The 24,729-nt window shown below is 70.2% G+C and carries 1 protein-coding gene; it reads right to left on the bottom strand.

Going from position 1 to position 24,729, the window contains the following annotated elements; all coding sequences use genetic code 11:
- Positions 1-270 precede the first annotated feature (270 nt).
- Positions 271-24,729: a non-ribosomal peptide synthase/polyketide synthase gene (locus ACGF7Y_RS08025; protein ID WP_393230592.1), complete on the bottom strand. Its 24,459-nt coding sequence runs from the start codon at positions 24,727-24,729 to the stop codon at positions 271-273.

Here is a 24,729-nt window from a genome sequence, read left to right as displayed (position 1 = left end):
GATCGGGGAGAGCAGCCGGCACGGGAACAGTCCGGAAAGCTCCGGACTGTTCCCGTGCCGGGTCGAACAGTCTTCGATGCGATGGCGGCGGCCGCACCGCGCCGGTCGAAGAACGCCTGTCAGACGGTCTCCTGCCGGATGGCGTAGATCTCGCGCACTTCCGAGACGACGGCGCGGATGCGTCGCCGGTCCGTCTCGGCTACGGCCAGCGGCACGCCCAGCTTCGCTCGCCCGACGTCGATTTCGAGCAGGCCGGTCGGTCGAGAGTCTTCAGCATTCGTTCATGAACCTTTCGAGGATCGGGCCGATGACGGCCAATGCGTGCGGGTGGGTCAATTCGAGATGTCGTGCGTCGACGACCGTGTTGCGCAGGTCGCCGGTGACGAACGGCCGCCACGTCCGCACGGCGGCGTCGTGGTCGGCGCGGTCCTTGCCTGCGGTGAAGAAGACCAGGTCGCCGTCGAAGATGTCCGGCCGGTACTGCTGGGCGATGACGGTGGCGGTCTCGAAACTCTCCATCACCCGGTCCACCTGTTCGGCGGTGAACATCCCGGTGGCGGTCACCTGGGCGCGGATCACCGCCCAGGCCTGCTCATGGGTGTCCGCTGCCACCTCGGCGCCGAGATCGAACAGCTCACGCCAGCCACCGAGCAGATCGGCCAGTAACTCACCCGGCGCGGGCTCGTTCGCGGTGGCGCTCATCGACGCGGCCAGCGCCTCGGAGTCGCCCACGGCGCTGTCCATCATGGCCAGCATGCCGACCTGCTGACCCGCGCGCTGGAGCCGGACCGCGATGGCGTGCGCGATCGCTCCGCCCAGCGACCACCCGAGCAGGTGATACGGCCCGCTCGGTTGCACTCGGCGTATCTCGGCCACATAGCGTTCCGCCAGTTCGCCGACGGAATGCGCAGCTGGTTCGCCCGCTACGACATGCGGATCCTGCAAGCCGTAGACCGGCCGGTCCTTGTGCAGATGCTCGACCACGCCGCCGTAGAACCAGGCCAGCCCGCCGGCGGGATGTACCGCGAACACCGCGGGTTTCCGGCCGTGCGCGCGCAGCGGCAGCAACACTTGCAGCCCCGAGCCGCCTGCCGTGCCGTCGGCCCTGGCCGCCAGCGCTCGCGGCGTCGCGTCGTCGAACATCCACGGCAGCTGGATCGTCACGCCGCGGGTGCGCAATTCGGTCACCACCATCGTCGCCAGCAGCGAGTTGCCGCCGAGATCGAAGAACCCGTCGGTGATCCCGACACGCTGGACACCCAGGATCTGCGCGTAGACCTCGCCGATCACCTTCTCGGTGTGCGTCCGGGGCGCCACGAACGCGGACGTCGATTCCTCGAACTCGGGAGCGGGCAATGCCTTTCGATCGAGCTTGCCGTTGACCGTCAATGGCAGCGCGGGCAGCACCATGATCGCCGCGGGCACCATGTAGCCGGTCAGCACCCGAGCGGCGGTCTCGCGGACCTCGGCCGGATCGATCCGCTCGCCGTCCACGCCCACGACGTAGCCGATCAGCTGGTCCACGCCGCGATCGTGCCGGTGCACCGTGACCGCGGCCTGGGTGACGAGCGGGTGGCGCAGCAGCGCCGATTCCACCTCGCCGAGCTCGATGCGGAAGCCGCGCAACTGCACCTGCGCGTCGGCCCGGCCCGCGTACACCAGTTCCAGCCCGCTCGCGGACTTCCGCCACCTCCCCACGTCCCCGGAACGGTAGAGCCGGGTGCCGTCCCGATCGAACGGGTCGGCCACGAATCGGCCCGCGGTCAGCGCCGCTGCTCCCAGATAACCTCGCGAGAGCTGGCCACCGGCCACGTAGATCTCGCCGGCGACGCCGATCGGAGCCGGACGCAGCCGGTCGTCGAGGACGTACACCCGCAGCCCCGGGAGCGGAGCGCCGATCCCGGCCGCGCTCGTCCGCGTGACCTCGCAGAACGTCACGTGCACGGTCGTCTCGGTGATGCCGTACATGTTGACCAGCCGCGGCGATCCCGGCGCATGCGCGGCGAACCAGTCGTCCAGCCGGGCGGCGTCCAGCGCCTCGCCACCGAAGACGACATACCGCAGAGCGAGATTCCCTGCGGGACAACCCGATTCGCGATAGCGGCGCTCGGCCTCGGCGAATCCGTAGAACGCCGAGGGGGTCTGGCTCAGCACTGTCACGCCCTCCCGGGCCACGACCTCCACGAACGTCTCCGGCGACCTGGAGGTGTCGTAATCCACCACGACCACCTTGCCGCCGGACAGCAGCGCGCCCCAGATCTCCCACACCGCGAAATCGAAGGCGTAGGAATGGAACATCGTCCACACGTCGTCGGGCCCGAGGTCGAATCGCTCGGCCGCGTTGGTGAACAGGGTGACCGCTTCCCGATGGCTGACCGTCACGCCCTTCGGGCGGCCCGTCGATCCCGACGTGTAGATCACGTAGGCGACGTTGCCCGGCCGCGCACCCGATACCTCCGCCGGATCGGAAGCCTCCGCGCAGTCCTCTACGAGCAGTACCGGTGCGGCGCACTCCGGAACCGCCACGGACATGCCCGCCGAAGTGAGAACCGCGGCCGGACGAGCGTCGTCGAGCATGAATCGCAGGCGCTCCGTCGGATACGCCACATCCAGCGGCAGATATCCCGCGCCTGCGCGCAGGACGCCGAGCAGGCCCACCACCAGGTCGACCGTGCGTGGCAAGGCCACGGCCACCAGCGATTCCGGGCGCACTCCGTGCTCGGCGAGCCGGGCGGCCACCGCGGCGGCGCGGCGATCCAGCTCCGCGTAGGTCAGCTGCGATGCCCCGTCGGTCACCGCGATCGCGTCCGGTCGCGCGGCGGCCCGGGCGATGAACAGCTCGGTGAGTGTCGTGTCCGCCACCGCGGCGCCGGCGCTACCGGCCGCGTCGAGCAGCTCGCGGCGCTGCGCCGGGCCCGCGAGGTCGATGTCTCCGACCGCGAGCGCGGGATCAGCGGTCACCTCCTCCAGGATCCGCACGTAGGCCTGCGCGAACCGGGTCATCGTCTCCTCGACGAACAGATCGGTGGCGTAGGTCAGGCGTCCCCGCATGCCGTCCGGCTGCCCGTGGTCACCGGTGCGTTCGACCAAGCTCAGATTCAGGTCGGCCTGCGCCGGTTCGAATCCGTTCTCGACCGGTTCGACGGTGAGCCCGGGCAGCTCCAACGCGGCCTTGCTCAGGTTCTGGACATCGAGCGTCACCTGGTACAGCGGCAGGTGCGCGGTGGACCTGGGTGGATTGAGCGCCTCCACCACTTGCTCGAAGGGCACATCGGCATGCGCGAACGCCGCCAGATCGGTGTCGCGGGTCGCCGCGAGCAGATCGGCGAACGACTGGTGCGACGATACCCGCGACCGGAGCACGAGGGTGTTGACGAACATGCCGATCAGATCGTCGAGTTCGCGCTCCCCGCGTCCGGCCACCGGAGTGCCCACCGCGACGTCGCCGACCCCGGCCAGCCGCGACAGCAGGACGGTCAGCGCGGCGTGCATCACCATGAAGACCGTCGCGTTCGCCGTGCGCGCGACCGCGCCGACGCGCTCCCGCAGCGAAGCGGAGATCTCGAAATCCACTGTCCGGCCGCGCATGGACGCCACCGGCGGGCGCGGCAGGTCGGTGGGCAACTCGAGCAGTTCGGGCAGCCCGCCGAGCGTGTCCCTCCAGAAGCGCAGCTGCTGGGACATGATCGAGCCCGGATCGTGCTCGTCACCGAGTACGTCGCGTTGCCACAGCGTGTAGTCCGCGTACTGGACCGCGAGGGCAGGCCAGACCGGTTCCGTCCCTTGCTTGCTCGCCTGGTAGGCCACCGCCACGTCCCGCGCGAGTGGCAGCATGGACTGCCCGTCGGCGCAGATGTGGTGCACGGCGATCACCAGGACGTGCTCGTGTTCGCCGAGCCGGAGCAATTCCATGCGCAGTGGCGGCGCCTGCGTCACGTCGAAGCTCGCCGAAACGGTGGCGAGCACGCGCTCCATCAGCCGCTCCGCCTCGACCGGGACGGCGGCCAGCGCGGCCGGTACCTCCCGGGCGGGGACCGCGACCTGGTGTGGCGTTCCGTCGGTCGTCGGGAACTTGGTCCGCAGGGACTCGTGCCGCTCGATGACCAGCTCGCACGCACGGCGCAGCGCGTCGATGTCGAGTTCACCGGTCAGCCGGATCACCAGCGGGATGTTGTACGCGCCGACGGAGGTGTCGAGCTGGTTGAGGAACCACATCCGCTGCTGTGCCAGCGACAACGGCACCAGCGCCGGACGGGTGCGCGCCACCAGCGGTACACGGACCGTCCGCTCGGAGTTGTCCAGACGGGCGGCGAGTTCGGCGACCGTCGGCGCTTCGAACAGATCGCGAACGCCGACGCTCACTCCGAGCGCGGTACCCAACTGGGCGGTCACCCGCGTCGCCGACAGCGAGTTGCCGCCGAGGTCGAAGAAGCTGTCGGTGGCTCCGACCCGGTCGATGCCGAGGACGTTGCCGAAGACCTCCGCGACGTGCCGTTCGGTTTCGGTCCGCGGCGCGGTCCAGGCCCGCGCCGCCGAGAACTCCGGTGCGGGAAGCGCCAGGCGATCGAGCTTCCCGGTTCGGGTGAGCGGGAATTCGGCGAGCACCATGCACAGGTCGGGCACCATGTGCGCGGGCAGCCGCAGCCGCGCGGCGGCCCGGACATCCTCCGGATCCAGGTCCGCGGAGCCGACCAGGTAGCCGACGAGCCTGCCGACGCCGCGCTCGTCTTTGCGCAGCACGACCACCGCGTGTTCCACGCCGGGCTGTCCGGCGAGAACGGCTTCGATCTCACCGAGCTCGATGCGTTGACCGCGGATCTTGACCTGGAAGTCGCCGCGGCCGAGGTATTCCACGGTGTGTTCCGGGGTCCAGCGAGCCAGGTCGCCGGTGCGGTACATGCGTGATCCCGGCGCGCCGAACGGGTTCGCCACGAACGCGCCCGATGTCGCCACCGGCCGGTTCACGTACCCGCGGGCCAATTGCACTCCGGCGAGATACAACTCGCCGACCACGCCGACCGGCACCGGTCGCAGCCACGCGTCCAGCACGACGGCCTCGACCCCGCGGATCGGACCTCCGATCGTGACGGTTTCGCCGGGATACAGCGGATCGCTGATGCCGGCCAGAATCGTCGTCTCGGTCGGACCGTATCCGTTCAACAGTCGCCGTCCCGGCGACCACTGCGTGACGATCTCCGGTGTCACCGCCTCGCCGCCCGCCATCAGCACCCGGAGGGAGTCCAACCCCTTCGGGTCCATCGTCGACAGCACGCTCGGCGTCATGAACGAGTGCGAGACACGTTGCCCACGAATGAATTCCGCCAGTTCCGGGCCGCCGAAAACATCCGGCGGCGGCACCACGAGCACCGCGCCGTTGGTATGGGCGAGCAGCAGCTCGAGGACCACCACGTCGAAACCGGGAGCGGACGCGTTCAGCACCCGCGACCGGTTGTCCACGCCGAAGCGATCACGTTGCACGGCGGCGAAATTGGCCAGTCCCTCGTGGGTGACGGCGACGCCCTTCGGCGTGCCGGTCGAGCCCGAGGTGTACAGCACGTAGGCCGTGTCGCGATGATGCGGCGTCCGCACCCTGTCCCGGTCCGTCACCGCGGCCGAGGACCGCGCCTCGATCGCCTTCCGGGTTTCGGAATCGTCGAGCGCCAGCCGCCGGACGGGGTCGGGGACCAGTTCTCGCGACGCGCCCACCGTGATCGCGACCCGCACCTGCGAGTCGGCGACCATGTGCCCGACGCGTTCTGCCGGATTCCGTGGATCAACGGGCAGGAACGCGGCGCCGGTCTTGGCCACCGCCCACATACCGACCACGAAGTCCACCGACCGCGCCATCGCCAACGCCACCTGGTCGCCCGGCCCGACACCCCAGTCGATCAGCTCGCGCGCGACACGGTTCGACCTGGCGTCCAGCTCGGCGTAAGACATCGTGCATTCGTTCGAGACCACCGCCGCCGCTTCCGGATCCACCACGGCACCGGCGGACAGCAACTCCGCCAGCACTCGGGGTGATTCGGCGCGGCCGCCGCTGGCCGGCACCAGATCACGGCGCTCGGCTACGGACAACAGGTCGAGCCCGCCCAGCCGCGCCCGCGGATCGCTCGTGATGGCGCGCAGTACGGTCTCCAGGCGGGCGGCCAGACCCGCGGCCGTCCGGTCGTCCACGCGTGCCCGCTGGTAGCGGATCATGACGTGCAGCCGGTCGGTCTGGTGGGCCTGCACGGTGATCGGGTAGTGCGCGGCATCGCTGCCGTCCGCCGCGACCACCCGCATGCCGTCGATGTCCGCGTCGCCCAGGCCACTGCTGTCGACCGGGTACGACTCGAAGACGACCAGGGTGTCGAACAGCTGGGCAGCGCCGGCGGCCGACAGGATCCGGGACAGCTCGACGTCGTGATGATCGAGCAGGCGGGTGTTGTCGGCCTGCAACCGCCGCAACGCGTCCTCGATGGTCGAAGTCCGCGGGACGTGCACGGGCACCGGAATCGTGTTGATGAACAAACCGATCATCGATTCCACGCCGGGCAGGTCGGCGGGACGGCCGGAGACCGTGCCGCCGAAGACCACGCGCTCGACGCCGAGCAGGTTGCCCAGGACCACCGCCCAGGCGAACTGCACGATCGTCGCCATGGTCACCGCCCGTGTCCGGGCGAATTCCACCAGTTCGGTGGTGGCGGCGCGATCCAGGACCACCGCCAGGTCGACCGGAATGCCGACCGTCGTGTGCGTGCGCGCATCGGCGACCACCGTGGGTTCGGTGAATTCACCGAGGGCGTCGCGCCACGCCTCGATACCGGCGGACGGGTCGCGCCGATCCAGCCATTCCAGGTAGCCGCGGTACGACGCCGCGGCGGGCAGCAGTTCGGCGCGCGCGCTCACCGCGTACAAGCCGATCAGCTCGCGCCACAGCAACGGCAACGACCAGCCGTCCAGCAGCAGGTGGTGTGCCGTCAGCACGAGCCGGAAGTCCTGCGGCGCCACGGCGATGAGCAGGAACCGCAGCAGCGGCGGATCGGCGGGATCGAACGGGACCGCCCGCTCGGCTTCGATCAGTTCCTCCGGTGTCGTCGTGCCGTCGCGCAGATCGACCCGTCGCCAGCGCACCACCGTGGCCGCCGGAATCACCTGCGCCGGAACGCCGTCGGCAGTTCGGACGAAGGCGGCGCGCAGGTTGGGATGACGCTCCAGCAAGGCCGCCGCGGACCGCTCGAGCCGATCCTCGTCGATCACGCCGGCGAGGGCGAGTGTCGATTGGGCCGTGTAGACGTCGAGATCGCCTGCGGCGAGTTCGGCGTGGAACAGCAGGCCCGCCTGCAACGGAGCCAGCGACCAGACGTCGCCGAGGGATCCGTAGCGCCCGGCGAACGTGTCCAGGTCCGACTGCGTGACCGCGACGAGCGGAACGTCGGCGGGTGAGAAGCCCCAGTCCTCGTCGGCGCGGGCCGCCATGGCGATCCCGGTCACCGCGTCTACCCACGCGTCGACGAGTTCGGCCACGTCGGCGTGCTCGAGCAGCCGGGACGCGTAGCCGACATGCGCCGACAGTCGCGGTCCCTCCTCGGTGTCCACGATGTTGACGTCGATCGTGACGGCCGCCGCCGCGGGCATGTCCGGATCGAAGGCGCCCCGCCGGTCGAACGGCTCGTCGGTGGGAATCCACGCGAGGTCCGACAGCGTCGTCAAATCGACACCGACCCGGCCGAGGTTGTTGAAGCTGATCTGCGGCTCCGGCAGTGCCGCGAGCCGGTCGGACGTGCCCGCGTGCAGGTAGCGCAGCAGGCCGTAACCGATTCCCTTGTCCGGGATGCGGCGCAACTGGTCTTTCACGGACTTCATCGCGGCGCGCGGATCGTCCGGTTCGACACCGCTCAGGTCCAGCGCCACCGGGTAGGTGTTGGTGAACCACCCCACCGTGCGGGAGACATCCGCGCCCTCGGCGATCTGCTCCGCCCGGCCGTGCCCTTCCAGCAGGACTTTCACACCCGCGTGCGCGATACCGCGCCGGTGCCGCCAGCCTGTCGTCGCCATGGCCAGACCGGCCAGCAACGCGTCGTCGACGCTGCCGTGCGCGGCCCTGGGCACCGCGTCGAGCAGTGCCGCGGTGACCTCCGCCGGGAGGGACACCGTCAGATGCCGCACGGTCGAGTGGGTGTCGAGGGCGGGATCGAGCACCGCGCTGCCGAGCAGCGGATCGGGGGCCGCGCCCATCCGGTGCCACAGTTCGAACTCCTCGGCGCGGGCCGCTGCGGCGTCGGCCACCGCGTGCGCCCACCGGCGCATGGAGGTGCCCTGTGCGGGCAATTCCACCGCGCGTCCCCGCGTGACCTGCTGCCAGGCGGTCGCGAAGTCGGGAATCAGGATCCGCCACGACACACCGTCGACCGCCAGGTGATGGACGACGACGAGGGCGCGCGCTTCGGCGTCCACACCGGGTTCGGGCAGCAGGCACACCACCTGCACCATCCGGCCCGCCGCCGGGTCGAGACGGTCGGACGCCTCTCCCAGCGCCGCTTCCACCAACACGGTGAAACCTTCGCTGCCCGGGGTTTCCTCGGCGCGGAAGGTGCGCGTGAACACCGCGCTCGCGGCGTCCGCGGCGCTGCGCGGCGGCACCTCCAGGCATTGTTCGCGCAGCCGCGCGCGCAGCATGTCGTGCTGTTCGAGCACTGCCCGCACGGTCGCGGTCACGTCGTCGACTCGCGCGTCGCGCGGCAAGCGCACCAGCATCGACTGAGCGAACCGCGGGGCGGCGCCGAGACGCTCGGTGAACCAGGAGACCACCGGGGTGAACGGGACCTCGCCCACGCCGCCGCCCGGCAACTCCGCGAGCGACACCCGTTCGGCGGCCGCGGCGACCCGCGCCAGCCCCCGGACGGTCTTGTGCTCGAAGATGTCGCGCGCCGTCACGATGACACCCGCCGATTTCAACCGCGAAGCCAGCTGGATCGACAGGATGGAATCACCGCCGAGGGTGAAGAACGAGGTGGTGACGCCGACCGACTCGATCCCGAGAACGTCCGCGAACGCGGCCGCGACGATGCGCTCCACCTCCGTCGACGCCTCTGTCGCATCGTCCCCGGCGGCTCGGAAAACCGGTTCCGGCAGCGCTTTCCGATCCACCTTGCCCGTCGAGGTGATCGGCATGCGGTCGAGCACGGTGACCACCGACGGCACCATGTGCGCGGGCAGTACCGACGCGACGTGATCGAGCACGGCGTCCGGGTCGACGGCCGTCGCGGCTTCGGTCACGATGTACGCGGCCAGCAGCGGCTGCCCGCTCGGTCCGGTACGGCTGACCGTGACCGCCGCGGCCACCTCGGGATGCGTGAGCAGCGCGGCGTCGATCTCACCGAGTTCGATGCGCTGACCACGGATCTTGATCTGGAAATCGCTGCGGCCGACGTACTCCAGGGTGCACTGCGCCGTCCAGCGGACGATGTCGCCGGTGCGGTACATCCGCGCACCCGGCCCGCCGTAGGGGTTCGCGACGAACGCACCAGCCGTCACCGCGCGCCGGCCGAGGTAGCCGCGCGCCAGCTGCGCCCCCGAAAGGTACAGCTCCCCCGCGACCCCGACCGGCACCGGGCGCAAGCGCGCGTCCAGCACCAGTGCCTCCGCGCCCCGGATCGGGCCGCCGATCGCGATCGGATCGCCGGGCCGCACCGGATCGCTCATCGTGATCACGATCGTGGTCTCGGTGGGGCCGTAGATGTTGTGCAACCGCCGTCCGGGCGCCCAGGTGGCGATCAGCTCCGCGGGCACCATCTCCCCGCCGACCGCGAGCATCCGCACCGACTCGAGACCGGCGGGTGACATGGTCGCCAGCACACTCGGCGTCAGGAAGGCGTGCGTCACCCGATGCGTGCGGATCAACTCGGCCAAGTCCGGGCCGCCGAACACCTCCGGCGGCGAGACGACCAACGTCGCGCACGCGGCGTGCGCCATCAACGCTTCCAGCAGCACCGCGTCGAAGGCGGGCGCCGCAACTTGCAGGACGCGGGAGGACCCGTCGACCCGATAGCGATCACGCTGCTCGGCCGCGAAGTTCGCCAACCCCGCGTGCGTGACCACCACACCCTTGGGCGTTCCCGTCGAACCGGATGTGTAGATCAGGTAGGCGGCATCCTCGATCCGCAGAGCACGTCCGCGGTCCACGTCGGTCACCGAGCGGTCGGACTGTGCCGCGATCTCGTCGGCCGTGTTGGAATCGTCGAGCGTCGACCAGCGCACGCCGTCCGGCAGCGACGCGCGCGCGGCCGCGAGCGTGATGCCGATGGCGACACCGGAATCATCGACCATGTGCGCGATCCGCTCGACGGGGTAGCGCAGATCCACCGGAACGAAAGTGGCTCCGGTCTTCGCGATCGCCCACATGGCGACGTGATAGTCGACCGACCGTGGCACCGCCAGCGCCACGAACACGCCCGGTCCCGCGCCTCGGCCGATCAGATGGCGGGCGAGCCGGTTGGCCCTGCGGTCGAGTTCGGCGTAGGTGAGGGTTCCGGTGTCCCCGATCAGGGCCATCGCCGACGGGGCCGTGGCAACGGCCGTGGCCAGCAGGTCCGGCAGCAAGCAAGGCCGTGTGCCTTCGCCGCCCCGCGCAGGCACCAGACGTTCGGTGTCGGCGGCGCCCAGCAGACCTATGCGCCCGATCGGCCGCGCCGGCTCGGAAGTGACCGCCTCGAGGACCCGGACGAACCTCTCGGCCAGCGAATGCGCTGTCGACTCGACGAAAAGATCGGTGGCGTAGATGATCTCACCGTCGATCCCGGCGGGCCGATCGCCCTCGCGGCGTTCGGTCACCAGGACGGTGAGGTCGGCCTTGGCCTGCGCGATACCGGGGTCGAGAACCTCGACACCGATGCCGGGCAGCTCGAACCGGGCCGCCCGGGTGTTCTGCAACCCGAACATCACTTGGAACAGCGGCGAATACGCCGTGGAACGCGGACGGCCGATGACGTCGACCAGCCGTTCGTAGGGCAGGTCGGCGTGGGCGAGCGCTTCCAAGTCCACGTCGCGCACCGCGGCGAGCAGTTCCCGGAACGATCGGTCGTCTTCGATCCGCGTGCGCAGCACGACCGTATTCACGAACATGCCGACCAGATCGTCGAGTTCCGGCCTGCCACGACCGGCGACCGGGGTGCCGACCGAGATGTCGTCGCTGTGCGCGGTGCGCGCCAGCAGGATCGCCAGCGCCGCGTGCAGGACGACGAACACGGTGACGCCCTCGCGGTGGGCCAGCCGCACGATCTCGTCGTGCAGCCGCGCCGGCATCTCGAACCGGATGTTGCCGCCCGCGGTGGAGATGGTGGCCGGGCGCGGCCGGTCCGTCGGCAGGGCCAGCAGCTCCGGGGAGCCGTCGAGAGCGTCGGTCCAGTAACCGATCTGCCGCGCGATCAGCGACGACGGGTCGTCCTCCGAACCGAGCAACTCCTGCTGCCACATCGCGTAGTCGGCGTACTGCACCTCCAGCGGTTCCCACCGCGGCGCGTGGCCGCTCACCCGCGCCCGGTAGGCGGCGAACACGTCGCTGGCCAGCGGAGCCATCGACGCGCCGTCGGCCGCGATGTGATGGACCACGACCACCAGCACGTGCGCGTCGGGCGCGCTGCGATACAGCCGCGCCCGCACGGGCACCGACTCCGTGATGTCGAATCCCGCTTCGACGTCTTCCCGGATGCGGCTGGCCAGTTCCGTCTCGCCGTCGACCGGCTCCGGTGTGAACGTCACGTCCGTGCCGATCGTGGCGACATCGCGCACGACCTGGCAGGGTTCGCCGTCCACGAGCGGATACACCGTCCGCAGCGGCTCGTGCCTGGTCACCACGTCGAGGAACGCCGCCCGCAGCGCATCGGTGTCCAGCGAGCCGGTCAGCCGGGCCGCGAAGCAGATGTTGTAGGCCGCCGAGGCGGTGTCGAACTGGTTGAGGAACCAGATCCGCCGTTGCGCCGCCGCCAACGGGACCGCACCGAGACGTTGCCGCGCGGTCAGCGGAACCACGGTGGACCGGGTCCGCATCGAAATCCGTTCGGCCAGAGACGCTATCGTCGGCGCGTCGAACACGTCCCGGATGCCGACGTCGACACCGACGGCTGTCTGGGCCCGCGCCGCGAGCTGGGCGGCCGAGAGCGAGTTCACGCCGATCTCGAAGAGGTTCGCCGTCACGCTCACCCGGTCCGCGCCGGTGAGTTCGGCGACCAGGCGCGCCAGCACCGCCTCGGCGTCGGTGCGCGGCGAGACGAAGGTTTCGCCGTCGCCGAACACCGGCCGGGGCAGCGCCGACCGGTCGAGCTTGCCGTTGGCTGTGAGCGGCATCGCCTCCAGCACCTGCACACCGTCCGGCACCAAGTAGGACGGCAGTGTGCGGGTGAGCTGATCGCGGATCGTGCGGCCGTCGATCACCGCGCCGGGCACCGATGTCACGTATCCGACGATGCGTTCGGTGGTCACGATCGCCACCGCGCGCGCCACCTGCGGAATCGCGCGCAGCGCGGCTTCGATGTCACCGGGCTCCACCCGTTGACCGCGCACCTTCACCTGGAAGTCGCTGCGGCCCAGATACTCCAACTCCCCGGTCTTGCGCCAGCGAACCAGGTCACCCGTCCGGTACAGCCGCTCCCCCGCCGCACCGAACGGGTTCGCGACGAAAGCGGCGCAGGTGAGTCCGGCGCGCGCGTGGTAGCCGCGCGCCAACTGGACGCCCGCGACGTACAGCTCACCGACCACGCCGACGGGCACCGGTCGCAACCGCGAATCCAGGACGTAGACCCTCATGCCCGCGGCAGGCGCTCCGATCGGCACCGTCGCCGCGGTCGTCGCCTGCGGCGCGCACCGCTGGGCGGTGACCACCTCCGCCTCCGCGGGCCCGTACCAGTTCACCACCTCCGCCCGCGTGAACACGTGCGCCGCGGCGTCGACCGTGCGTTGCGCCAGCGCCTCACCCGCGACGAACACCTGCCGGACCGAGGGCAGTTCGGCGACGCCCGCGGATTCGAGCAGGACATCGAGCATCGACGGCACGAAGTGAACGGTGGTGATCTCGTGCCGCGCGATGACGTCCGCCAGGTACGCGGGGTCGCGATGTCCGTCCGGTTCGGCGACGACGATGTGCGCACCGGTCTGCAACGGCCAGAACAGCTCCCACACGGCGATGTCGAACGTGATCGGCGTCTTGTACAGCACGGCGTCGGACGTTCCGTGCGGCCACTGCCGCTGCGCCCACGCCAACTGGCTCACTGTGGCGGCATGCGTCAGGGCCACGCCCTTGGGGACACCGGTGGACCCGGAGGTGAACAGCACGTAGGCCAGATGGTTCGGCCGCAGCGGTGTGCGCCGCTGCGCGTCGGTGATGCGGTCGCCGGACAGATCGGTCACGTCGAGCCGGTCGATCGGCGCGTACTCGAAACCCTCCGGCAGGTCGCCGCCATCAGCCGCGGTCGTCAGCACCAGCAGCGGACGGGCCGCGCCCAGTACGTGCGCGATCCGTGCGCTCGGGTGATCCGGGTCGATCGGCAGGAACGCCGCGCCCGCCTTCACCACCGCGTAGACAGCCATGACGAGTTCGGCCGACCGGCGGACGGCAACCGCGACGATCGTCTCCGGCCCTGCGCCGCGTGCGATGAGCCATCGGGCCAGCTGGTTGACCCGTGCGTCGAACTCCCGGTAGGTCGAGGAACTGCCGTTCGGAAGTCGCAGCGCCGTGTTGTCCGGGGTGCGCGCGACCTGTTCGTCGAAGACATCGACGAGCGTACGGCCGGGTGCGGCGGAGCCTCCGGTGTCGTTCCACCGCTCCAGCACCTGAGACCGCTCCGCCTCGTCGAGCAACCCGATTTCGCCGACGGTGGCCTCGGCGTTTCGAGCCGCGGAGTCGAGCACTCCGACGAATCGGTCGGCGAAGCGCCGCACCGTGTCCTCGTCGAAGAGGTCCGTGGCGTAGGTCAGGCGCAGCGTCATGCCGGTCGGCTCGTTGTGCGTGCCGTGGCTTTCGCTCACCATCAGCAGCAGGTCGTAGATCGCCGCGCTGTCGCCCGGGTCCACGTTCTCCACGATCAGCCCCGGCAACTCGACGCGGGCCCGCGCCATGTTCTGGTAGGCCAGCAGCACCTGGAACAGCGGCGTGTGCGCGGTCGAGCGCACCGGGTTGAGCGCGTCCACCAGTTGCTCGAACGGCACGGTGGCATGGTCGAACGCCTCGATATCGGTGCGCCGCACCTGGTCCAGCAGGCTCGAGAAGCTCTGGTCGAGCGTGATCGGCGTCCGCATCACCAAGGTGTTGACGAACATTCCGACCATGCCGTCCAGCGACCGGTCGCCGCGTCCCGCGTGCGGCACGCCGACGGTGACGTCATCGCTGCCGGACAGCCGAGACAGCAGCACCGCCAGGGCCGCGTGCACCACCATGAACGTGGTGGCCCCGGACCGCCGCGCCAGCGCTTCCACCCGGCCTTGCAGTTCCCCGGGGATGGGGACCTGGAGCACCGCGCCACGCTGGGACTGTTCGAGCGGCCTCGGCCGGTCGGTCGGCAACTCGAGCAGATCGGGCACACCCGCGAGTTGTGTTCGCCAGTAGGCGATGTCGCGGGCCACGTACGAGTCCGGGTCGTCCGCGGAGCCGAGGACCGCACGCTGCCACAGGGCGTAGTCGGCGAATTGCACGGGCAGCGGCGCCCAGTCCGGCGCGGTGCCACCGGAGCGCGCTCGATACGCCGTCACCAGGTCGGCGGCCAGCGGAGCCACCGAGAAGCCGTCGCAGGCGATGTGGTGGGCGGCCAGCGCGAGCGTCCACGCCTGGTCCGACAACTGGTACAGCGCCACACGCAGTGGCACGCCCACGGCGACGTCGAATCCGGTGCCGCAGAACTCGGCCAGCCGGTGCGGCAGTTCCCGCTCGCCCACCGCCTGCGGGGTGAGGTCGCACGTCGCCAGCACGTCCTCGGCCTTCAGCACGACCTGGGTGGGCGTACCGTCGACCGCCGGGTACATGGTGCGCAGGCTCTCGTGCCGCTCGACGACATCGCCGACAGCGGCCGTCAAGGCCGCCGCATCGAGCTCGCCCTCCAATCGAATCGCCAGCGGCACAATGTATCCGGGGGCCGCCGGATCGAACTGGTTGAGGAACCACATCCGGGTCTGCGCGTGCGACAGCGGGATACGGTCCGGCCGCGGGGCCGCGGTCGGCGCCGGAAGACTCGGGACCGCGCGCAACCGGGCGATCCGCTCGGCCAGACCGGCCACGGTCGGGGCCTCGAAGATCGCGCGCACCGGAATGGTCACGTCCACGACGTCGCCGATCCGGCTCAGCGCGCGCGTCGCGACCAGCGAGTTGCCGCCCAGCTCGAAGAAATTGTCGTCCGCGCCGATCTCGGGCCGGTCGAACAGTTCCGCGAAGACCGTGGCGATCGCCTGTTCCACCAGGCCCCGGGGCGCACGGAACTCGGACTCCTGGACACCCGGGTCCGGCTCGGGCAATGCCCGGTAGTCCACCTTGCCGTTGGCGTTGAGCGGAATCGAGTCGATCCGGGTCACCGACGACGGCACCATGTAGGCAGGCAGCCGATCCAGCAGGAAGCCCCGGACCTGCCGCACGTCGAGCGCCGCGTCCGCGACCACGTAGACGACCAGCCGCTGCTCGCCGCCGTCGGCGCGTACCTGTGCGACGGCCGCGTGCACCTGCTCGTGCGCGATCAGCGCGGCTTCGATGTCGCCGAGTTCGATGCGCAGACCGCGCACCTTCACCTGGGTGTCGGCGCGGCCGACGTAGCGCAGGTCGCCGGCCTCCTCCCAGCGAACGAGGTCGCCGGTGCGGTAGAGGCGCGCGCCGTCCGCGCCGCCGAAGGGATCGGCGACGAACGTCGCCGCGGTCAGGCCCGGACGGTCGTGGTATCCGCGAGCCAGCTGGACGCCGCCGAGGTACAGCTCCCCGGTGACGCCCACCGGCACCGGATGCAATCGCGAATCCAGCACGTGCACGGTCACATTCGCCTCGGGCACGCCGATCGGTACGGCCACGCCCTCGACCGTGTCGATCCGATGCGCGGTGACGCTGACCGCCGCCTCCGTCGGGCCGTACAGGTTGTCGATGCGGGCATCGCTGAATTCCCGGAAACGGCGCACCGTTTCGGCTGGCAGCGCCTCCCCGATGCACAACACACGCCGCAGGGCCGGGAACTGCCGAGGGGCAGCGACCTCGAGGAAAGCCGAGAGCAACGACGGCACGAAATCCACCGTGGTCACCCGGTACTCGGCCAGCAGCCGGGCAACCTCACGCGGATCGCTCTGCGCGTCGGGACCGGCGACCACCAGCGCCGCGCCACAGGTCGGCGCGCAGAACAGCTCCCAGACCGACAGGTCGAACGTCACGGGCGTGCGCAGCAGCATGACGTCGTCGCCGCCGAGACGGTAGTGCTCGCGCATCCAGCGCAACTGGTTCACCACCGCCGCGTGCGGGACGGCCACGCCCTTGGGCACACCCGTCGAACCGGAGGTGTAGATGACGTAGGCCAGATCCTCCGGGCGCAGCGGCCGCGTCCGATCGGCATCGGTCAGCGCCGATCCGTCCGAGTGCTCGGCCTCGAGATCGCCGAGCGCCCAGACCGGCACGCCCGTGGGCAGATTCGCCCGGTCGTCCGGACGGGTGAGCACCGCGACCGGCCGCGCGGCGGAGAGGACGGCACGCACCCGGTCGGCCGGGTGGTCCGGATCCAGCGGCAAGTAGGCCGCCCCCGCCGCATGGATGGCGTACAGCGTGGCCAGCAGATCCACCGAGCGGCGCATCGCCACCGCCACCACGGTTTCCGGGCCCGCCCCGCGCAGGATCAGCGCACGGGCCAGAGAATTCACCCGCGCACCGAATTGCCGGTAATCCAGCCGCGCCCCGCTCACGGCGTCGATCACCGCCGGGTATTCCGGAGTCAGTGCGACCTGCACGGCGAACAAGTCCGCGACCGTCACCGCCGGAGCCCGGGTAGCCGCACCGCTCGACCGCTGCGCGATCCGCCGCGCCTCCTGCTCGGTCAGCAGATCGATGTCGCCGATGGCCCGGGTGGGATCGAGGACGATCGCGCGCAGCAACAGCAGGTAGCGGTCGAACATCGCCGCGACCGTCGCCTCGTCGAAGAGATCTGTCGCATAACCGAATTCGACCGCCATGTCACCCGGTTCGCCATCCGGCTCCAAGGCGTCGACCAGATTCAGGTGCAGGTCGTACTTCGCCACGCTCGGATCGGCCATCTGCGCCGAGACCGTCAGGCCCTCGAACCGCACCGTGGGGATCTCGATGTTCTGGAACGAGAAGCCCACCTGGGTCAGCGGCGCGTGTGCCGTGGAGCGCGGCGGATTGAGCACCTCCACCAGACGCTCGAACGGGATGTCGGCGTTCTCGAACGCGGCGAGGTCGGTGGCCCTGACCTGATCCAGGATCCGGACGAAGGACGCGCCGGGCGCGATGTACGTCCGCAACACCAGCGTATTGACGAACATGCCGACCAGGCCGTCCAACCCCGGCTCGCCGCGACCGGCGATCGGTGTGCCGACCGCGATGTCCCCGGTGCCGGACAGCCGCGCCAGCAACGCCGCGTAGGCCGCGTGCATCACCATGAAGACCGTCGCGTCGTGACGGCGGGCCAAGGCGACCACCGCACGATGCAGATCCGCGGGCAGGACGGCCGAGACCGTCGCGCCGCGGAACGACTGCTTCGCGGGCCGCGGACGGTCGGTCGGCAGATCCAGCACCTCGGGCAGGTCGGCGAGGGCCGCGAGCCAGTACCGCGTCTGGGCGACGGTCGGGCTGTGCGGATCGTCCTCGCCGCCCAGCATCTTCCGTTGCCACAGCGCGTAATCGGCGTACTGCACCGGCAACGGCGCCCACTGCGGCGCCTGGCGCCGGACCCGAGCCCGGTAGGCGGTCATCAGGTCCGCGGCCAGCGGCGCGAGCGAGGACCCGTCGAAGCTGATGTGATGGACGACGAGCACCAAGGCATGGTCGCCGGGTGCGCTGCGCAGCAACGCGACCCGGAACGGAACCTCGGTGGTGACGTCGAAGCCCACCGTGACCTCGGCGGCGACGCGCGCCTCGACCTCGCCGGCCGCGACCGGCACCGGTGTCAGCGGGGGCAGCGCCGTATCCACCGGGACGATCACCTGGTGCGGCCCGCTGTCGCTGTCCGGGTAGACGGTGCGCAGCGCCTCGTGCCGTTCCAGCACATCCGCGACGGCCGCGTGCATCGCGGCCACGTCGAGGTCACCCGACATCCGCACGACCAGCGGAATGTTGTAGACCGGTGAGCTCGTGTCGAACTGGTTGAGGAACCACATGCGGGCCTGGGCGGGCGACAGCGGGATCCGGTCCGGGCGCTCCTGCGGCGCCAGCGGCACCCGGGTCGCCGCGTCGGCGCTGCGCAGGCGTTCGGCCAGCGCACCGATGGTCGGCGTCTCGAAGATGGCGCGCAGGGGCACCTCGACACCGAACGCGCCGCTGAGTTGCGCCGCCGCGCGGGTGGCCGACAGCGAGTTGCCGCCGAGATCGAAGAAGCTGTCGAGCACGCCGACGCGGTCGATGCCAAGCACGCCCGCGCAGATGTCGGCGACGATCTGCTCGGTCGCGTTGCGCGGCGCGACGAACTCCACGGCGGGCGCGAATTCCGGTTCCGGCAGCGCGGCGCGGTCGACCTTGCCCACCGACGACAGCGGCAGGGTGTCGAGCACCATGACCGTGTCCGGGACCATGTGCGACGGCAGGCGCTGTGCCGCGTACTTCGTCAGCTCCGCGGTCTCGACGGCGCCGCAGGCGGGCACCACGTACGCCGCCAGCCGTGATCCGCTCTCGGCGGGCACGCCCACCACGACCGCTGCCGCGACGCTCGGATGTCCGGCGAGGACGGCTTCGATCTCGCCGAGTTCGATGCGCTGGCCGCGGATCTTCACCTGGAAGTCGGTGCGGCCCAGATATTCCAGGGTGTGATCGGCGGTCCAGCGCGCCAGGTCGCCGGTGCCGTACATGCGGGTGCCCGCGGGGCCGTACGGGTTGGCCACGAACGTGGCGGCCGTGGAGGCGGGCCGGTTGAGGTACCCGCGCGACAGCTGCACGCCCGAGACGTACAGCTGACCGGTCACCCCGACCGGGACCGGCCGCAGCCGTTCGTCCAGCACCACCGCGTCGACGCCGCGGATCGGACCACCGATGGTGACCGGGTCGCCGACGCACAGCGGATCGCTGATCGCGACCATGATGGTGGTCTCGGTGGGCCCGTACCCGTTGTGCAGCCGTCGCCCCGGCGCCCACACCGCGACCGTCTCGGCCGACACCGCTTCCCCGCCCGCCACCAGCACCCGCAGCGAATCGAGACCGGCGGGCGACATCGTCGCCAGCACGCTGGGCGTCACGAACGCGTGCGAGATCTCCTGGGCGCGTATCAATTCCGCCAGCTGCGTACCGGCGAACACCTCCGGCGGCGACACGACCAGCAGCGCGCCGTTCGCGTGCGCCATCAGCAGCTCCAGCATCACCGCGTCGAAGCCAGGCGCGGCCACCTGCAACACGCGTGACCTGCGATCGACGCGATAGCGCTCACGCTGCTCGATCGCGAAATTCGCCAAGCCCTCGTGCGTGACCGCCACGCCCTTCGGCTTGCCGGTCGAGCCCGAGGTGTACACCACGTAGGCCGCGTCGGCGACCCGGCAGGCGCGCACGCGATCGGCGTCGGTCACCGCGGCCGGGGACTGCGTCGCGACGAACGCCTCAGTGCCCGGATGGTCGAGGATCAGTTGCCGCACATGGCCGGGAAGCAGGGTGCTCGCGGCCTCGACGGTGAGCGCGACCTCCACATTCGAGTCCGCGACCATGTGCGCCACCCGCTCGCCGGGGTAGCGCGGGTCCACCGGGACGAACGCGGCACCGGCACGCGCCACCGCCCACACACCGACCACGAACTCCACCGACCGCCCCATCGCCAGCGCGACCTGGTCCCCCGGCCCGACGCCCCAGTCGATCAGTACTCGCGCGAGACGATTCGACCACTCGTCCAGCTCCCCGTAGGAGAGCACCCGAGCGCCCGCCACCACGGCCGGCGCGGTGCGATCACCGACCAGCAGCACGTCCGCCAGCACCCGGGGCTTCTCGGCGCGACCACCGGAGGCCGGGACCAACCCCAGCCGCTCGACACCGGACAACAGATCCACTTCGCCGACCCGGGCCCGGGGATTCGACACGAACGCGTCGAGCATCCGGTTCAGCCGCTCGGCGAGTTCTTCGACGGTCTCCCGGTCGAAGAGGTCGGTGGCGTAGTTGATGCGCAGCGCGACATCGCCGCCCGCCGCGGTGTTCTCGGCGACGGTGACGATGATGTCCACTTTCGCCGGTTCGGCGCCGGGATCCAGCAGCTCGACGGTGAGCTCGGACAGCTCCAGGCTCGCCCGGTCCATGTTCTCGAACGCCAGATACACCTGGCACAGCGGCGCGTACGCCAGGGACCGCTTCGGATGCAGTTCGTCCACGACACGCTCGTAGGGCAGGTCGCTGTTGGCGAAGGCATCGACGTCGATGTCCTTGACCCGCGCCAGGAACTCGGTGAACGACTCCTCGAAGGACACCTCGGTGCGCAGCGGCACGGTGTTGACGAACATGCCGATGAGCGGCTCCAGCGCGCGCTCGCCGCGGCCGGCGACCGGCGTGCCGACGGTGATGTCCGCCGAACCCGACATCCGCGCCAGCAGCACGGCCAGCGCGGCGTGGACCACCATGAACGTCGTGACGTTGGCCGCGCGGGCCAGCCGCTCGATTCCGGCGAAGGTCTCGGCGGGGATCACGGTGTCGGCGACGTCGCCGCGCATGGATCGGCGGGCCGGGCGCGGTCGGTCGGCGGGCAGCTCCAGGACCGGCGGCATGCCCGCCAATCGCTGCGACCAATACCGCAGCTGGTGGGCGGCTCGCGACTCCGGATCGTCCGGGTCGCCGAGCAGGCTGTGATGCCAGACGCTGTAGTCGGCGTATTGGACGCTCAAGGGTTCCCAGTCCGGCTTCTTCCCCTGCACCCTCGCCTCGTAGGCGACGGCGACATCGACCGCGAGCGGCCGCAGCGAGGATCCGTCACAGCAGATGTGGTGCAGGACCACGGCCAGGACATGTCGCGAGCGGTCGGTCGTGGCCAGCAGCGCCACCCGGATCGGGGCGCGTTCGCGCAGATCGGTCCCGACCGATGCCAGCTCGCGGATCCGCTGCTCGATGTCGTCCGGATCGGTCGGCCGCGGGGTCAGGTCGAGACCGGCGACGACCTCTTCGGCGGGCAGCACGACCTGGATCCCCTCGCCGTTCACGGCGGGGTAGACGGTGCGCAGCGATTCGTGCCGATCGATCACGTCGGTCAGCGCGGCTCGCAGCGCCGCGGTGTCGAGTCGTCCGGTCAGTTGCACGATCAGCGGGATGTTGTAGGCGGCCGAGGCCGGGTCGGCCTGATTGATCAGCCACATCCTGTTCTGCGCCGGCGCCAGCGGGATGGGCTCGGGCCTGGCTGCCGCGCGCAGCACGGGCCTGCCGGAGCGGCTACCGTCCTCGAGGTGCGCGGCGAGTTCGGCGACGGTCTGCTTGACGAACAGGTCGCGGACCGACACGTCGCATCGGGTCACCTCCGCGATGCGCACGGCCGCGCTGGTCGCGGTGATCGAGTTGCCGCCGAGTTCGAAGAAGCTGTCGAACACGCCCACCCGGTCGGTGCCGAGAACCTCCGCGAAGACGTCCGCGATCGACTCCTCGACCACCGTGCGCGGCGCGACGTAGGCGGCGGCCGAATCGAAGACCGGCTCGGGCAGCGCCCGGTAGTCCACCTTGCCGTTCACGGTCAGTGGCACAGCCTCGAGCACGACGACGCTCGACGGCACCATGTATTCCGGCAGCATCCCGGCGACGTGCGTGCGCAGGGCGTCCGGCTCACAGCTCGCGCCGACGGCGGGGACGACGTACCCGACCAGCCGGGCGGCCTCGGTGCCGGCCAGATGCACGACGACGACCGCAGTGGCGACGCTGTCATGGCCCAGCAGCGCGTTGCGGATCTCGTCCAGCTCGATCCGGAACCCGCGCAACTGCACCTGCTGGTCGGCGCGTCCGCGGTATTCCAGCTCGCCCTTGTGATTCCAGCGCGCCACGTCCCCGCTGCGATAGAGGCGCTCTCCCGGCAGCCCGAACGGATTCGCGACGAAACGTCCCGCGCTCAGCGCCGGTCGTCGGAGGTAGCCGCGAGCGAGTTGTGCGCCCGCGACATAGATCTCGCCCCAGGCGCCGAGCGGGCACGGACGCAAGCGCTCGTCCAGGACATATGTGCGCAAGCCCGGCAACGCCGGACCGACCGTGCTCGGTGCGCCCGGAACGGCGATGTCCGGTGTGAGGTCGGTGTAGGTGACGAAGACGGTGGTTTCGGTGATTCCATAGCTGTTGGCCAGGATCGGCAGATTCGGGTTGTGCTCGTACCAGTCGGCCAGCGCGGCCGGATCGAGAGCCTCACCCGAGAGGACGACCAGCCGCAGCGACAGCTCACCTTCGGGCTCCCCGGCGTGCGCGTAGCGCTGTCGTGCGGCCGCGAACTGGTAGAACGCCGACGGAGTCTGGCTGAAGACCGTGACCCGTTCGCGCGCCGCCAGCCGCACCACGTCGTCCGGCGATCGGGAGGTGAGACTGTCCACGACCACGATCCGGCCGCCGGTGATCAGCGCACCGAAGATCTCCCAGACCGAGTAGTCGAAGGCGAAGGAGTGGAACAACGTCCATACATCGTCGGACCGGATGCCGATCTCGGCGCACGAGTTCACCAGATAGGTGGACACGGCGCGGTGGGTGATGGAAACGCCCTTCGGCCGGCCGGTCGATCCGGACGTGTAGATGACGTAGGCGAGGTGGTCGGAGCGCAGCAAGCCGGTCCGATCCGCATCGCTGATCGGACCGGCGGTCTGCTCCGCGGCGAGAAGGTCGTCGAACAGCACAACGCGGCCCGGATCGCCCGGTACGTGTTCGCGCATGCTTCGCTTCGTCACCACCGCGATCGGGTTCGCGTCACCCAGTACATATTCGAGCCGTTCGGCCGGATGGGCCGTGTCCAGCGGGAGGTACCCGGCGCCGGATTTGAGCACCCCGAGCACCGCGACGATCAGATCCGCGTCCCGTGGCATCGCGATGGCCACCAACGATTCCGGCCCCGCGCCGAGCGCGATGAGCCCGCGGGCGAACCGATTGGATCGTTCGTCGAGTTCGCGGTAGGTGAGCGTGGTGGCGTCCGAGGTCACCGCCACCGCGGAGGGTGTGGCCGCCGCCTGTTCGGTCAGCAGTTCCACCAGTGTGGCGGAGGGAGATTCGCCGTCGTGGCCGGCGAGTTCCTCGACGATGCGCAGTTCCTCGGCGGGTCCGACGAGCTGGAGGTCACCGATGCGGGTGTCCAGGGGCGAGTCCATCATCCGGTGCAGGAAATCGAGGAACCGGTCGGCGTGCGACTCGAGTTCGTCCTGCCCGTAGAGGTTCGGATTGCCGTGCAGCTCGATCAGCAACGGGGCGTCCGCGCCCGAGCGGTACAGGTTGAGCTGGAGGTCGTCGAGCGCGCCGGAGGTCAGCGCGCGGTAGCGGCCGACGGCCGAGCCGAGACGAATCTCGGAGTCGAAGAACAGGATGTTCACGATCGGGCCGAACGAATTGGCGGCGGAGTCGATCGCGGCCGAGTCGCGGCGCAGATCCTCGAACCGGTACAGCTGATGGCGCATCGCCGAGACGATCTCGGACACCGAGGCGCGGACCAGTTCCTCCACGGTGGTCGAGTGGTGCACGGCGAAACGAATCGGCACCATGTTCGCCAGCATCGCGGCGGCGTTGCGCAGGCGCTTGGTCACGCGGGCGGTCACCGGCAGCGACAGCGCGACGTCCTCCGTGCCGGTCATCCGGGCGAGGAAGGCGGCGAACGCGGCGATCACCACCTGCGCGGCCGACGCGTTCACCTCGTCGGCGAAACGGTCGAGCCGGTCGGACAGGTGGCCGGGCAGCTGCAAACCGGCCACGCGGTCGACCTTGCCGAAACGGGCCGTGCGGCCGGACAGGCTGACCGGCGTGGGCAGGCCGGAAACCTTGTTCAACCAGAATGCTTTGTCCGCCTCGTAGCGCGAACTGGTGCGATAGGCACGCTCCGCTTCGACGATGTCGCGCAGGCTCGCCGCGTCCAGTCGCGTCGGAGGCCTGCCCTCGAGCAGCGCGTTGTAATGCTCGGCCATCCGCATCAGGCTGTTGAAGGCGCCGTACCCGTCGACCACCAGATGGTGCGCGCGGCCGTACCAGAAGTAGTGGTCCTCGCCGACCCGCAGGAGCCTCGTCACGGTGAGCCGGTCGCGGCTGAGGTCGACGGCCTTGGTGTTGTAGTCGCGGCGCATCCATTCCATCGCCGCCGCGACCGGATCCCGCGCGTCGCTGAAATCCAGCACCGGCTCGTCGTAGATGATGCCACGGTCGACGAATTGATATGGCAGGCCTTCGGATTCGACCACGCGAACCACAAGGGACTCGGTTTCGTGGCCGCCGGCGTTCACCGCCCGCGTGAACACGTCGTGGTCCACCGGACCCTTGATCTCGACGCAGTGTGCGATGTTGACAGCCGGTCCACCGGGCATATGGTCCGCGAGCCACATACCGTACTGCGCACTCGAGAGCGGAATCAGCCCCTGATCGCCGTCGGCGGTTCCGTCTGACTTCAGATTCAT

It is taken from the genome of Nocardia sp. NPDC047654, assembly GCF_043205035.1.
Classification (GTDB): Bacteria; Actinomycetota; Actinomycetes; order Mycobacteriales; family Mycobacteriaceae; genus Nocardia.
The sequence above is the reverse complement of the archived record's forward strand: the minus strand, read 5'-3'. Positions and strand labels throughout refer to the sequence as shown.

Excerpts from the sequence above, each read along its gene's own strand:
- ACGF7Y_RS08025 (WP_393230592.1), bottom strand. The coding sequence starts at position 24,729 with ATGAATCTGAAGTCAGACGGAACCGCCGACGGCGATCAGGGGCTGATT.